The sequence below is a fragment of the Qipengyuania sp. JB2-7 genome, assembly GCF_055693485.1.
In genome coordinates, this window is sequence record NZ_CM146335.1 from 1,501,259 (window position 1) to 1,514,704 (window position 13,446).

Annotated in this window: 11 protein-coding genes, 1 tRNA gene and 3 pseudogenes; all 15 read left to right on the forward strand. The window is 56.9% G+C overall.

The features are described from left to right. Nucleotides 1-60 precede the first annotated feature (60 nt). The 15 genes and pseudogenes from ACZ1GM_RS07530 to ACZ1GM_RS07600 all read left to right on the forward strand — a co-directional run bounded on the left by ACZ1GM_RS07530 (nucleotide 61) and on the right by ACZ1GM_RS07600 (nucleotide 13,440). Nucleotides 61-384 (forward strand): TIGR02300 family protein, encoded by a 324-nt coding sequence (locus ACZ1GM_RS07530; protein WP_472678495.1) that lies wholly within the window; start codon nucleotides 61-63, stop codon nucleotides 382-384. A gap of 185 nt (nucleotides 385-569) precedes the next feature. After that, a tRNA-Ala gene (locus ACZ1GM_RS07535) sits at nucleotides 570-645 on the forward strand. Nucleotides 646-1,130: 485 nt separating this feature from the next. Next, nucleotides 1,131-2,639, forward strand: a complete 1,509-nt coding sequence (gene ffh, locus ACZ1GM_RS07540) for a signal recognition particle protein (RefSeq protein WP_472675911.1) — start codon at nucleotides 1,131-1,133, stop codon at nucleotides 2,637-2,639. 35 nt (nucleotides 2,640-2,674) lie between these two features. Beyond that, complete coding sequence (gene rpsP / locus ACZ1GM_RS07545) at nucleotides 2,675-3,193, forward strand: 30S ribosomal protein S16 (RefSeq protein WP_472675912.1); 519 nt, start codon at nucleotides 2,675-2,677, stop codon at nucleotides 3,191-3,193. A 117-nt stretch (nucleotides 3,194-3,310) separates the two neighbouring features. After that, nucleotides 3,311-3,799: a ribosome maturation factor RimM gene (gene rimM, locus ACZ1GM_RS07550; protein ID WP_472675913.1), complete on the forward strand. Its 489-nt coding sequence runs from the start codon at nucleotides 3,311-3,313 to the stop codon at nucleotides 3,797-3,799. 3 nt (nucleotides 3,800-3,802) lie between these two features. Further along, entirely contained in the window at nucleotides 3,803-4,774 is a 972-nt protein-coding gene (locus ACZ1GM_RS07555; protein ID WP_472675914.1) for a carbon-nitrogen hydrolase family protein, read from the forward strand. A gap of 322 nt (nucleotides 4,775-5,096) precedes the next feature. Beyond that, nucleotides 5,097-5,909, forward strand: coding sequence for a tRNA (guanosine(37)-N1)-methyltransferase TrmD (gene trmD / locus ACZ1GM_RS07560; RefSeq protein ID WP_472675915.1), 813 nt, complete (start codon nucleotides 5,097-5,099; stop codon nucleotides 5,907-5,909). 41 nt (nucleotides 5,910-5,950) lie between these two features. Beyond that, nucleotides 5,951-6,331, forward strand: coding sequence for a 50S ribosomal protein L19 (rplS, locus tag ACZ1GM_RS07565; protein WP_472675916.1), 381 nt, complete (start codon nucleotides 5,951-5,953; stop codon nucleotides 6,329-6,331). 198 nt (nucleotides 6,332-6,529) lie between these two features. Beyond that, nucleotides 6,530-8,868, forward strand: a pseudogene (locus ACZ1GM_RS07570) (S9 family peptidase). 126 nt (nucleotides 8,869-8,994) lie between these two features. Continuing rightward, nucleotides 8,995-10,022 (forward strand): annotated as a pseudogene (locus ACZ1GM_RS07575) (aspartate-semialdehyde dehydrogenase). Nucleotides 10,023-10,053: 31 nt separating this feature from the next. Continuing rightward, nucleotides 10,054-10,705 (forward strand): annotated as a pseudogene (locus tag ACZ1GM_RS07580) (DsbA family protein). Then, a complete protein-coding gene (locus tag ACZ1GM_RS07585) occupies nucleotides 10,669-11,454 on the forward strand; it encodes an alpha/beta fold hydrolase (protein WP_472675917.1) in 786 nt (261 codons plus the stop codon). The pseudogene ACZ1GM_RS07580 and the gene ACZ1GM_RS07585 overlap by 37 nt, the downstream one beginning before the upstream one ends. Then, nucleotides 11,451-11,978 (forward strand): hypothetical protein, encoded by a 528-nt coding sequence (locus tag ACZ1GM_RS07590; protein ID WP_472675918.1) that lies wholly within the window; start codon nucleotides 11,451-11,453, stop codon nucleotides 11,976-11,978. The genes ACZ1GM_RS07585 and ACZ1GM_RS07590 overlap by 4 nt, the downstream gene beginning before the upstream one ends. After that, on the forward strand, nucleotides 11,975-12,997 hold the full coding sequence (locus ACZ1GM_RS07595) for a YncE family protein (protein WP_472675919.1): 1,023 nt from the start codon (nucleotides 11,975-11,977) through the stop codon (nucleotides 12,995-12,997). Before ACZ1GM_RS07590 ends, ACZ1GM_RS07595 begins: the two co-directional genes overlap by 4 nt. Nucleotides 12,998-13,005: 8 nt before the next feature. Further along, a complete protein-coding gene (locus tag ACZ1GM_RS07600) occupies nucleotides 13,006-13,440 on the forward strand; it encodes an ATP-dependent zinc protease family protein (RefSeq protein ID WP_472675920.1) in 435 nt (144 codons plus the stop codon). The last annotated feature ends 6 nt before the right edge of the window (nucleotides 13,441-13,446 follow it).

Sequence of the window (13,446 nt, forward strand, 5' to 3'; positions counted from 1 at the left end):
CCATCAAAAGAGACAAGTTTTTGCGCGTCCGATTGGGCGCAGGACAATCAAGGATTACACATGGTCAAACCGGAATGGGGCACAAAGCGGACTTGCCCGAAATGCGGCACTCGCTTTTATGATCTGACGAAAGATGAGCCTGTCACCTGCATTGAATGCGGCGAAGAATGGTATCCAGAACCTGTGCTCAAGTCGAAGCAGCCAATTCCTTTTGAGGAAGAGAGCAAGAAAAAAGATGGCGAGGCGGATAGCGATCTGGCCGATGATGATCTGGAGAATATCGACGAGGAAGAGGATTCGCCCGATAATGAGGTGGATCTCGGCGGCGATGATGATCTTGGCGTGTCCAAAGGCAAGGGCGACGACGAGGACGAGGATAATTGATCTAGACCTTGTGTTGAGTTTCTAGCCACCTGCTCCTTCCACCCGGAACCTTCCGGGGCTCAATCCGGGTAGAAGGGCGGAGGGCGTGGCAAGCTGATTAGAAATTTCTTGCGTTGAGTGGACCGGACGAATAAAGGCTCGCTCCCGCAAAGGTGCGCCCGCTTGGTCGTACCAAACAAGTGATTGGGGCCTTAGCTCAGCTGGGAGAGCGCAACACTGGCAGTGTTGAGGTCAGCGGTTCGATCCCGCTAGGCTCCACCATTCACCTGGCTTTCCCTCTGGGACGGGCTGCAAATCGCGCTTAGCTGCGCTTCCGGTGCTCAAGGACCGCGTGTCCATTCCGCTTCGGTTCTAGCTAAACACGATTTTCGCGTCCGCCCCACAGGAAAATCCAGACAAATGGATTGAAAAAGCCGGAGTAGAAATCTCCGCACGCTGGCCGACGAGGTTTCGTCCGCCGGCGTTTTTCGCGTTTAATCCTGGTCGAGAGGTCAGGTGAAGGAGTTTCCCAGAAAAAGTGGGCACCACTTTTTCGGTTCGGGAAGCGGCCAGAAGAGTTTGAAGTGAGGGCATTTGCCTGAACGAGGAGTTGAAGACGATGTTTGACAATTTGTCCGACCGCTTAGGCGGCGTCTTTGACGAGCTCAAAGGACGAAAAGCGTTTCCAGCAAAAGTGGGAACCGGTTTTGCGATGCGGAAACGCGAAGGAAAGATATCCGCGTCCTTAATGGGTGGAGCATCGCCTAATGTTTGACAATTTGTCCGACCGTTTGGGCAGCGTCTTTGACAAGCTCAAAGGACGCGGGTCGCTAACCGAGAATGACGTTCGCGAAGCAATGCGCGAGGTTCGCATTGCGCTACTCGAAGCAGATGTGGCGCTGCCGGTTGTTCGTCGTTTTGTGGACGCGGTCACTGAAAAAGCGATTGGTTCAGAAGTCCTGAAGTCAGTCACTCCAGGCCAGCAAGTCGTCAAGATCGTCAATGACGAGCTGGTCGAAATGCTCGGCGGTGAAGCCAATGAGGGGCTGATCCTCGAAGCCAAACCGCCGGTTGTCGTGATGATGGTCGGCCTGCAAGGCTCCGGTAAGACGACCACGACTGCAAAGCTCGGCAAGCTGATCAAGGAAAAGCACGGCAAAAAGGCTCTTATGGCCTCATTGGACGTGAACCGTCCCGCCGCGCAGGAACAACTGGCGGTTCTCGGCGAACAAGTAGACGTCGCGACGCTCCCCATCATTGATGGTCAGCAGCCGGTCGATATTGCACGACGCGCGATGGAATCGGCCAAGCTTCAGGCTTGCGACGTTCTGCTGCTGGATACTGCGGGCCGTTTGCATGTCGACGAGGCCTTGATGGCGGAGATGAAAGCGGTTGCAGGTGTGTCTGCACCGACCGAAGTTCTGCTCGTCGTTGACAGCCTGACCGGTCAGGACGCGGTCAATGTCGCGAAAAGCTTTACGGACGAGGTCCCTCTGACCGGTGTCGTTCTGACCCGAATGGATGGCGATGCACGCGGCGGTGCAGCCTTGTCTATGCGTCATGTGACCGGCAAGCCGATCAAGTTTGCTGGTACGGGCGAGAAGCTTGATGCGATTGAGGCTTTTGATCCTAAGCGCGTTGCGGGCCGCATTCTGGGCATGGGCGATGTCGTCAGCCTGGTCGAGAAGGCTGCAGCGACGATCAAAGAGGAAGATGCTGAGGCACTCGCCAAGAAAATGGCGAAGGGTCAGTTTGACCTGAATGATCTGGGTATGCAGCTCAAGCAAATGCAGAATATGGGCGGCCTCGGCATGCTGGCGAACATGATGCCTGGCATGAAGAAAGCCAAAGCGGCGATGGCGGCGTCCGATATGGACGACAAGGTTCTGGTGCATATGGGTGCGATCATCGGCTCAATGACGCCGAAAGAGCGCGCCAATCCCAAGCTGATGAATGCCAAGCGCAAGCGGCGGATCGCTGCAGGTAGCGGAACAGACGTGCAGCAGGTCAACAAGGTGCTGAAAATGCATCAGGAAATGTCCCGCGCCATGAAGCAGATCAAGAAGATGGGCGGTCTAAAGGGGCTCGCATCCATGTTTGGTGGTGGAGGCGCCGGAGGAATGGGCGGCGGCCTCGGCGGAATGATGGGTGGCGGAATGCCCGGAATGGGTGGCGGCGGCTTGCCGGGGCTTGGCGGGCCAGCAGGCTCCGACGGGCCGACAGTAGACCCCGACACCCTCCCACCGGACCTCAAAGATTTATTAAATAAGAAATGATTTTACAGATATTTATACTGGAAAGGTAATACGAAATGGCAATTGCACTCAGGCTGTCGCGCGGTGGCGCGAAAAAGCGTCCTTACTACCGCATCGTGGCTGCTGACAGCCGCAAACCACGCGATGGTCGCTATCTTGAGCAGATCGGCACATACAACCCTCTGCTCGCCAAAGATGACGAGAAGCGCGTACAGCTGAACGAAGATCGTGCGCGCTACTGGCTCGGCGTTGGCGCTCAGCCGTCCGACCGTGTTGCACGCTTCCTCGACGCCGCTGGCATTCGTGAGCGTGAGGCGCGCAACAACCCGAACAAGGCGAAGCCTGGCGAGAAAGCAACCGAGCGCGCAGAAGAGAAGGCTGAGAAGGCCGCTGCTGCCAAGGAAGCCGAAGAAGAGGCAAAGAACGCACCTGTTGAGGAGGAGGCAGCGGTAGAAGAAGCTGCTGCCGAAGAAGCACCTGCCGAAGAAGCAGCAGCAGAAGAAGCACCAGCTGAAGAGGCTCCCGCTGAGGAAGCCCCGGCTGAAGAAGCAACCGAAGAGAAGTCGGAAGACTGATCCGATCTGCTTTCCGTTCATCCTGAGCTTGTCGAAGGATCGTTTTTTGTTCGATCCCTGCCGTCCCGAACGCAGGGCGGCACTTCGACAGGCTCAGCGCGGGCGGAGTATTTTAGAATGCCTGACAGTCGCATTGAACTCGCCGCCGTTACCGGTGCGCATGGCGTGGCGGGCGATGTTCGCCTGAAGCTGTTTGGCGAGGGCGTCGAGGCGCTCTCGCAGCATAAGAGCTTCAATGATGGCGCGTTGACCCTCAAGAAAGTTCGCAGCGACAATAAAGGCGGCGCAATTGCGCGCTTTGCCGAGGTTGCGGGCCGCAACGAAGCAGAGAAGCTGCGCGGAACGGTGTTAAGCGTGTCGCGCGATGATTTGCCGGCACTCGACGAAGGCGAATTCTACTATTCCGACCTGATTGATTTGCTTGTTGTCACCGACAAGGGCGAGGATGTTGGGCGCGTCCACGACGTGGCGAATTACGGGGCCAGCGAGGTCGTCGAGATCGAGAAACCTGATGGCAAGCGCTTCATGGTGCCCTTTACCGAAGATGCGGTTCCCGAATGGGATGAAGAACGACTTGTGGTGAGTGCCGATTTCGTCGAAAGCTGAGGCATGAACACGTTAAATACCGCCCCTCTCAATGTAGCCATTGTCCAAGCCGCTCCGATACCGCTGGCGTTCGGGCCCGGTATCGAAAAGGCCACAAAACTTGCGCGTGAGGCAGTTGATGCTGGCGCGCAATTGGTGGCGTTTGGCGAGACATTTCTGGGCGGCTATCCGCTGTGGTTGGATGAGGCGCCGGGCGCTGCGCTTTGGGATCATCCGGGCAGCAAGGCATTGCACCGCATCATGCTCGATCAGGCCATTGTGCCGGGCGACGAGCGTTTGCTGCCTTTGCAGGAATTGTGCGACGAAACCGGCGCAGTGATCAGCATCGGCGCGCATGAGCGGGTGCGGCAGAGCCTTTATAACAACCAACTGACCTTTCGCCCCCGTGAGCCGGTGCTCGATCATCGTAAGCTTGTGCCCACGCATGGGGAGCGGCTGATCTGGATGCGAGGTGATGGCTCGACGATTGGAGCGCATCAAGCGGAGTGGGGGCGGGTCGGCTCGCTGATCTGCTGGGAACACTGGATGCCGCTGGCGCGCGCAGCGATGCACAATCTGGGCGAACACGTGCATGTCGCCGCATGGCCGACCGTGCGTGAGGAATATGCGCTGGCATCGCGGCACTACGCGATGGAGGGGCGCTGTTTCGTGCTGGCCTCGGGGCTGGTGCAGAATAAGGCTGATTTGTTCGAAGGGCTTGAGCTGGCGGGTGGCTCTGATGAGGCTGAGGAATTGTTCAACGCCATCGAAAGCGAAATGCTCAACCGCGGTGGCTCAATGATTATCGCGCCAGACGCCAGCATTGTCGCGCAGGCGGGTCAGAGCGAAGAAATCCTGCTTGCGGAACTGGACCTAGGCTTGATCGGCGAAGGCCTCGCAAGCCTCGATACGGATGGCCACTATTCGCGGCCTGATGTGTTCGAGCTGAGCGTCGATACACGCGCGAAGGATGGGGTGAGTTGGGCGACCCGCTAATATTAGGCCTGTTTTTGGGCGCGCTGCTTAGCTTTGCAGGTCCATGGCTCACGCGTGAGCACCTTAGAAAAATTGACACCTACCTGTCCAAATTGAGTATCACCAAGTCGGTGCTTCTTGGGACTGCGCCTCTTCCGCTCACGCCACTGGCCATTCTTTTGGTATCCTATTGGAGCGATCCCGGCGACAACGAAGTTCTCGTAGCTGTTTCTGTGATGTTGATCACGGTGAGCTTAGTTGGTTGGCCGCTTGCGTTTCTGGCCGGTAGAAGATTTCTGCGAAGACACAGAGCTGAAATCGGCACGCACTCGGTAAATGAGCAATGACCTTCATCGCCACCATCCTTACGCTCTATCCAAAGATGTTTCCGGGGCCTCTGGGAGAGAGCCTTGCAGGTAAGGCGCTTGAGCGGGGAGATTGGTCGCTCGAAACTGTCAATTTTCGCGACTTCGCGACGGACAAACACCGCACGGTCGACGACACACCTGCTGGTGGCGGGGCTGGTATGGTCCTGAAAGCGGATATCCTTGGCGCAGCGGTTGGATCCGTTTTCGAACGTCAATCTGCCCATACTTCGACAAGCTCAGCACGAACGGGTGGAGCGTCCTCAAGTAGCGAAGCGGTAGGACACAAAGACTTGGAGGGCGTGGGTGGCCCGGGTATCAAGCAAGCACAAATCCCAATCCTCGCCATGACCCCGCGTGGGAAACCGATCACGCAGGCTCGCATCAGGGAGATCGCCTCTGGCCCCGGTGTCACCATCCTGTGTGGCCGGTTTGAGGGCTATGACGAGCGCTTGTTCGATGCATATCCGCAAATCGAACAGGTCAGTCTGGCTGACATTGTTCTGTCCGGCGGAGAACCGGCGGCGCTGGCCATACTTGATGCTTGCATTCGCCTGCTTCCCGGAGTAATGGGCGCGCCTTCTAGCGGGACTGAAGAGTCGTTCGAAGACGGCTTGCTTGAGTATCCGCAATATACCCGACCTCAAGAATGGGAAGGGCGCACGATCCCTGAAGTGTTGCGATCGGGGGATCATGCGAAAATCGCGGCGTGGCGCAAGCAACGCAGCGAGGACGACACACGGTTACGCAGGCCGGACCTTTGGGAACGCTATAAGGGCGTTCGGGACTGATCTGCCTCTGGCGCGCGACGAATAGATAAGGAACCGGACCAGTGAACCTGATCCAGCAAATCGAAGCCGAAGAAATCGCGAAGGCGACCACCGGCGCGGACAAAGAAGTACCCGAATTTCGTGCAGGCGACACCGTGCGTGTCGGCGTGAAGGTTAAAGAGGGTAGTCGCGAACGTATTCAGAATTTCGAAGGTGTCTGCATTGCGCGCTCTAACCGCGGCATGGGCAGCAACTTCACCGTACGCAAAATGAGCTTTGGCGAAGGTGTGGAGCGTGTGTTCCCACTCTACTCACCAATCGTGGACAGCATCACCGTGGTCCGCCGCGGTGTCGTGCGTCGTGCGAAGCTCTATTACCTGCGTGGCCGCACCGGCAAGCGTGCGCGTATCGCGGAACGTCGCGAGAATGCGCCTAAGGCGTAAAAGCTGACGCGAAAATGATTTTGAAGGGGCGGTCCGATTGGGCCGCCCTTTTTCGTTCAGACCTTGCCAAGTCACGCTGTCATTGCGAGGAGCGTTGTGGAGTCGAAGACGGCTCGAAGAGCCACCAAGCAATCCAGCTTCTGGCCTGGATTGCCGCGCAACCTATTGGTTGCTCGCAATGACGAGGTTTACATTGGAATGCGCCATCTTTTCGCAGCAAGCCTGTTGCTCGCAACATCTCCAGCCCTTGCGGACGATCATGCTATGACGGAAACACAAGATCTCACGTTTGAGCGGGTTTTCGCGAGCCCCGACCTCAACGGGCCGACACCGCGACAAGCCAAGCTCTCCCCCGATGGACGCTACCTTACACTGCTGCGCAATCGTGAGGATGATCGCCAGCGTTATGATCTGTGGGGCTATGACCGCCAGACCGAGGAATGGTCGATGCTGGTTGATAGCGAGAAGCTGGGATCTGGCCGCGAACTTTCAGAAGATGAAAAGATGCAACGCGAACGAGCGCGGGTCGGCAATCTCAAGGGGATCATCAGCTATCAGTGGGATATGACGGGTGAGGGCATTCTCGTGCCGCTCGATGGCGATCTGTACCTGTAGCGAAGCTTGATGGAGAGGTTACGCGCCTCACCGATACCGAAGAGAGTGAGCTAAACCCTGCGCTCAGTTCGACCGGCAGATATGTATCCTTCGTCCGCGACCGCCAGTTATGGATTGGTGAAGTGGGCGCAGACGCATTGCCGATCACTCCCAAGGAACAGGGCGCGATACGCTGGGGCGAGGCGGAGTTTGTGGCTCAGGAAGAGATGAGCCGCTACACCGGCTATTGGTGGTCGCCAGACGATAGCCGCATTGCGGTGCAACGGACCGATGAAGAGCGGGTCGGCATTGTCACTCGCGCAGCCATTGGCGCAACTGGCACGCGGGTTTTCGACCAACGCTATCCGGTTGCGGGCAGCGATAATGCGATTGTGGAACTGTTTGTGATGGATCCCGATGGGAGCAATCGCGTGGCTATCGACCTGACAAGCAATCAAGACCCCGCGCACTACAACACCGATGATCCGACCGATTTCTACCTCGCGCGCGTCAATTGGGCACCGGACGGTGCGCTTTACATCCAGCGCCAGAACCGTGCGCAGACGGTGATGGATGTACTGAGAGTTGATCCCGCAACCGGCACGAGCAAGGTGCTGTTCACTGAGCGTGCTGCGGTCGAGGATTATTGGATCAACCTCAGCGACAACTATCGTTTCCTGAACGACGGCAGTCTGCTGTGGTGGTCGGAACGTGATGGCTATGGGCATTTCTACAAGATAGACCCCATAAACTGGCCAACGGACTCAGCTGGGGAGTTGGTAGGTGGTGACAGTGGGCCGCCATCAGATCATACCGAAAGCTTCCTTTTCGGGCTCCCCGTCCAGCTTACCAGCGGCACGTCGCCTACTACCACGCTGGTCGGCGTCGATGAAGAAAACCGTGTGTTCTACTATCAGGCGACGCATGATGTGCTGACTCAGCAGATATATCGCGCCAATTTGGACGAGGCGAGCGAGCCGGTACTGCTATCCGATCCAGAATATACTAACAGCGCAAAGATGGACGCGGCAGGGAAGACATTGCTGATCACGCGGTCAAAGTTCGATGAGCCGCCGCAAAGCTATATCGCTGATACGACAGGCAAACGCCTCGCCTGGGTCGAGGAAAACGCGCTCAATGCCGATCATCCTTACGCGCCCTATCTGGCGAGCCACCGCGCGCCGGAATATGGGTCGATCAAGGCAGAGGATGGGACCGATCTTTACTGGCGAATGATCAAACCGGAGATGGAGCCGGGCAAGAAGTACCCCGTTTACTACTACCACTACTCTGGCCCTGGCCCACAAATCGTGAATCGCGCGTGGGGTGGGGCGCTGGAACAGGCGATTGTCGATAAAGGCTATATCTATTTTGAGCTCGACAATCGCGGTACGGCCAATCGCGGTGTGGCTTTTGAACAGCCGCTATACCGGGCGATGGGCGGCGTTGAAGTACGAGATCAAAAGGCGGGGGCCGAGTTTCTCAAGACGCTTGATTTCGTTGATCCCGACAAGATCGCAATCGATGGCTGGTCCTATGGCGGCTATATGACGCTCAAACAGCTTCAGGCCGATCCGGGACTGTATGCTGCGGGTATCTCAGGCGCGCCGGTCACCAAGTGGGAGCTTTACGATACGCACTATACCGAACGGTATATGGGCGACCCGCGTACGGTTCCCGAAGCGTATGAGAAAGCAAGCGCGATCCCGGATGCAACGACGGTCACTGATCCACTGCTGATCATTCATGGAATGGCAGATGACAATGTCGTGTTTGAAAACGCGACCGAGATCATCGCGGTCATGCAAGAGGGCAATGTGCCGTTTGAGATGATGCTCTATCCTGGCTACACGCACCGGGTGGCAGGCGAGACCATCTCACCGCATCGCTATAACAGCGTGTTCCGTTTTCTTAAGGCGCATGGCGTGACGCCGCCCGAATAGCTCTCGGGAAGAGTCGGACTTCATCGCAATTAAGCAAGGCTGTGCTTGCTAGGCCGCATACAATCGCTATTTCGGGCGTGATTTAGCGCGCAATCGCCGCGCTGCACAATTTTTTGGAGAAGTATCTTGGGTTATCGGGTGGTCGTGGTCGGCGCGACTGGCAATGTTGGTCGTGAGATGATGATGGTGCTTGCTGAACGTGAGTTTCCCATCGACGAAATCGCAGCGGTCGCTAGCGGCCGTTCGCACGGTTCAGAGGTTGAATTTGGCGACACGGGCAAAATGCTCAAATGCCAGAATATCGAGCATTTCGATTGGTCTGGCTGGGACATCGCGTTGTTCGCGGTACCGGCTCTGGCCCTGCAAAGGAATACGCCCCGAAAGCCGCTGCCGCGGGTTGCGTGGTCATCGACAATAGCTCGCTCTATCGTATGGAGCCGGACGTTCCGTTAATCGTGCCAGAGGTCAATCCGGACGCGATCCATGAATATTCCAAGCGGAACATCATCGCCAACCCGAACTGCTCGACGGCTCAGTTGGTTGTAGCTCTCAAGCCGCTGCATGATGCGGCCAAGATCAAGCGCGTCGTCGTATCAACTTATCAGTCGGTTTCTGGCGCAGGCAAATCCGGTATGGACGAGCTGTTCAATCAAAGCCGTGCGATCTTTGTCGGCGATCCGGTGGAACCCGCGACCTTCACCAAGCAGATCGCGTTTAACGTGATTCCTCACATCGATGTGTTCCTTGACGATGGCTCGACCAAGGAAGAGTGGAAGATGGTGGTGGAAACGAAGAAAATCCTCGATCCCAAGATCAAGCTGTCGGCTACCTGTGTGCGTGTACCGGTCTTCGTTGGCCACTCGGAAGCGATCAATATTGAGTTTGAGGACGAGATTTCAGCATCGCAGGCGCAGGACATTTTGCGCGAGGCGCCGGGCATTATGCTGGTCGATAAGCGTGAGGATGAAGGGTACATCACTCCGGTTGAGAGCGCAGGCGATAGCGCGACCTATATCAGTCGTGTGCGCGAAGACCCGACCGTCGATAACGGTCTGGTGCTGTGGTGCGTGAGCGACAATTTGCGCAAAGGTGCAGCTCTGAATGCGGTACAGATTGCGGAACTGCTTGGGCGCGAGTGCCTTAAGAAGGGGTGACGTGGGGCCAAGAGTTCGGCAGTACATGGTTATGACCCTGACTGCTGACCTCTTCTTTTCGTTTCGTTCCCCTTACAGCTACCTTGCGGTGGGTCGCTATCGTGCGATGGCAGAGACCTATGATCTCGACATAACGCTTCGCACAGTGTGGCCCATCGCCATTCGCAATCCTGACCTGCTATTCACGGGCAACCCGGCGGCACCGCGGTACATCCTTATGGATTCGTTTCGGTCTGCCCAGATGCTCGGCATTCCGTTTCGCTGGCCTCGACCCGACCCGGTCGTTCAGGACCTGACTACGCGCGAGATTGCCAAGGACCAGCCGCTCATTCATCGCATTGGAAGGATGGGGCAAGCCGCCACCCGGCACGGCAAGGGTCTGGCGTTTGCTGGTGAGGCATCGCGCTTGATCTTTTCCGGTGAGGTCGATGATTGGCATGAGGGAGAGCATTTGGCGGGCGCGGTACGAGCGGGCTGGAGTGGATTTCGCGGAGCTTGAAGCAGAGGTGGCGGATGATGCCGATACGCTCGATGCAGAGATTGCGACCAATCAGGATGCGCTTGAGCGGGCAGGCCATTGGGGCGTCCCTACGCTCGTTTTCGATGGCGAGCCGTTCTTTGGCCAAGACCGCGTCGAGATGGCCCAATGGCGCATGGAGCAAAAAGGTCTGACCAAACGGTGATCACCGAACATTTTGAGAGCTTCGACGGCACGCGTCTTGCCATTCATCGATCGGGCGAAGGGCGTCCTTTGATCTTGCTTCATGGCTTATTTTCCAGCGCGCACATGAACTGGATCAAATGGGGGCATGACATCGCAATCGCGGCAACAGGTCGCGAAGTGATCATGCTCGATTTCCGTGTGCATGGCGAAAGCGCTGCGCCGCATGACCCAGAGAGTTACCCGCAAAACGTACTGGTGCGCGATGTCGCCGCATTGATCGATCACCTTGGTGTCGATGATTACGATCTCGGTGGCTTTTCTTTGGGGGCGAGAACATCGTTGCATGCAGTCGCGTACGGTGTGCTGGCACCCGCGCGGCTAATTGTTGGCGGCATGGGCACCGCAGGGTTGGGCGAGTGGCAGAAGCGCGCAGCCTTTTTCAAGCGGGTTATCGATGAATTTGAGAATATACCGTGCGGTGACCCTGCCTATTTCTCGATGCAGTTTCTGAAGTCTCAGGGCGTGGACCGCGTGGCGGCCCGGCTGTTGCTGGATGCGATGCCGGACATGGATCTGGCTGAGCTGGACAAGGTGACTATGCCGACGCTGGTGGTTTGCGGTGATGAGGATCGCGACAATGGCAGTGCTGAGGAACTGGCAGGGCTGCTGCCAAACGCCACATTTTCCGAAGTTCCAGGCACGCATATGTCGAGCGTTACGAAGCCCGATCTGGGGTCAGCGATCGCTGATTGGCTAAGGGTTGCATGATGCGTGAAGACAGGTTGGATATTCGTTGGTGGCTGTACGGGCTTGCCGCATTCGCGATTGTCATCGCGCTCAGCGCGCCGCTTCAGATCTACACGGAGTTTGGAATTGGCGACCATCAGCAGGCGACAACCGCACAGCGCGTAAACGAGATACAAACTGTTTGGGAAGCCGCCAACCTCCGGATTTTGGCGCTGGTAGGCATGATCGGCGATATGATTTTTATCGGCATTTATAGCTATGGAACCTGGCGAGCCGGTAAGTCACTTGCCCGCATGCAAACGCCAATGAGCCGGGGCTTGGGCCTATTGGCGTCCATCAATGCTGTATTGTTTGGTGTTACCGATTACGTTGAGACGACGCTTCAAATTGTCCAAATGGCAATGAATTCTGGCGTGGACTGGATGGCTGGGACAGCGGCGACCGTCCGTCCGATCAAGATGGCGGCTTTCTTGCTGAGCTTTTTCGCTATTTTGGCTGCTATTCCGCTTAATCGGCTGTCGAGCAGGGAGGTTCGAAACCAATGAAAGTCACCATCCCCGCTCTTACCGGAGCGATCTTGCTCGGCGCGTGCAGTAGCTTTGCTGATTTGGTACCAGAACCGGACGCGAACCCGGCGCGGAACACCTTATTTGTGACCAACAAATTCGGAAACAGCCTGTCTGTTATTGATCTGCCGACTGGTAAAGAAATGCAACGTATCGATACGTGCACAAACCCACATGAGCTTGCGCTTGCGCCGGATGGCGCGCATCTTGCGGTCGCGTGCTATGGCGGCACCACAGTCGATATTTTCGCGACTGCGGGCTTGGAACGTGTTGCCAGCATCGACCTTGGTGAGAATACCCGCCCTCACGGCATTGTTTGGCATCGGGACGGCGACCTTTTTGTGACCGCCGAGGGGCGTCGGTCGATATTCTGGATAGGTGATCCCATCGGTGACGCGCAAAAGTTTGAGTTTGGAACTGGCAAAGAAGGCAGCCATATGCTCGCCCTTGATCCCGATACACGGTATGCCTGGACGACCGACCTGGGTTCCAAGACCGTTACACGTATCGATTTGCGTGGGGCGCAAGATCCGCTATCCGTGACGGTAGGAGAGGAACCTGAAGGCATCGCTCTAACTCCGGATGGTCAAGAGTTGTGGGTGTCAGCGCGCGGATCAGACGAAGTGTTTATCCTCAACCCCGAAACACTGGTGGTCCAAAAGAAGATCGGCGCTGGATCATTTCCCCTTCGCCTGGCGATCAGTCCTGATGGCAAACACGCGGTGACGTCTGATCTCGGTAACGGGGGTATGACGGTTTACGATACTGCTAATCAAGAGCCATCTCGGTACATCTTCGTCGGCGGCCCTGATGAGGCTGAGAAACGCCAGCAGGTCACGATCCTGTGGTCTGATGATGGTGAGCGCATCTACGTCGCTGAGACAGGCAGTGATACCGTGGCAGAGGTCGACTTTGCCAGCGGCGAAGTGCTGCGCCGAATTGCGGTTGGCGATGGCGGCGATGGCCTCGCCATTCTGCAACCGGTTGGTGCTCCGTGAATTCGCCAATGCTTCCGCTTGTCGGATGGCGCGAATTGGTGAAACTGCCTGAGCTTGGTCTGTCGGGCATACCTGCCAAGATTGACACTGGCGCGCGTACGTCCAGCCTGCATGGCGAGGTGATCGAGGAACTGGAACGAGAAGGGAGGCGGTTCGTCCGTTTTCTGGTGGATTATGACGGGCAACCGCATGAATGCGAGGCGGTTCATGTCGATATCCGTGGTATTACGAGCTCGAACGGAGAGACCCAGAGGCGCTACGTGATCAAAACGCCTTTGGTTATTGGCGATGTAAGGTTTCGCGCGGAGATCAGTCTGGCCGATCGATCTGGTATGAAGTTTCCGATGTTGATCGGGCGTTCCTCACTGCGCCGTAGATTCGTCGTTGATAGTGGATATTCGTGGCTGCAGACGCCGGGTCTGAAAACCAAAGAGGGGCATTAGCCCTAA

Excerpts from the sequence above, each read along its gene's own strand:
- ACZ1GM_RS07595 (WP_472675919.1), top strand. The coding sequence starts at position 11,975 with ATGAAAGTCACCATCCCCGCTCTTACCGGAGCGATCTTGCTCGGCGCG.
- ACZ1GM_RS07590 (WP_472675918.1), top strand. The coding sequence starts at position 11,451 with ATGATGCGTGAAGACAGGTTGGATATTCGTTGGTGGCTGTACGGGCTT.
- ACZ1GM_RS07555 (WP_472675914.1), top strand. The coding sequence starts at position 3,803 with ATGAACACGTTAAATACCGCCCCTCTCAATGTAGCCATTGTCCAAGCC.
- trmD (WP_472675915.1), top strand. The coding sequence starts at position 5,097 with ATGACCTTCATCGCCACCATCCTTACGCTCTATCCAAAGATGTTTCCG.
- ACZ1GM_RS07585 (WP_472675917.1), top strand. The coding sequence starts at position 10,669 with ATGGCGCATGGAGCAAAAAGGTCTGACCAAACGGTGATCACCGAACAT.
- rimM (WP_472675913.1), top strand. The coding sequence starts at position 3,311 with ATGCCTGACAGTCGCATTGAACTCGCCGCCGTTACCGGTGCGCATGGC.
- ffh (WP_472675911.1), top strand. The coding sequence starts at position 1,131 with ATGTTTGACAATTTGTCCGACCGTTTGGGCAGCGTCTTTGACAAGCTC.
- rpsP (WP_472675912.1), top strand. The coding sequence starts at position 2,675 with ATGGCAATTGCACTCAGGCTGTCGCGCGGTGGCGCGAAAAAGCGTCCT.
- ACZ1GM_RS07600 (WP_472675920.1), top strand. The coding sequence starts at position 13,006 with ATGCTTCCGCTTGTCGGATGGCGCGAATTGGTGAAACTGCCTGAGCTT.
- ACZ1GM_RS07530 (WP_472678495.1), top strand. The coding sequence starts at position 61 with ATGGTCAAACCGGAATGGGGCACAAAGCGGACTTGCCCGAAATGCGGC.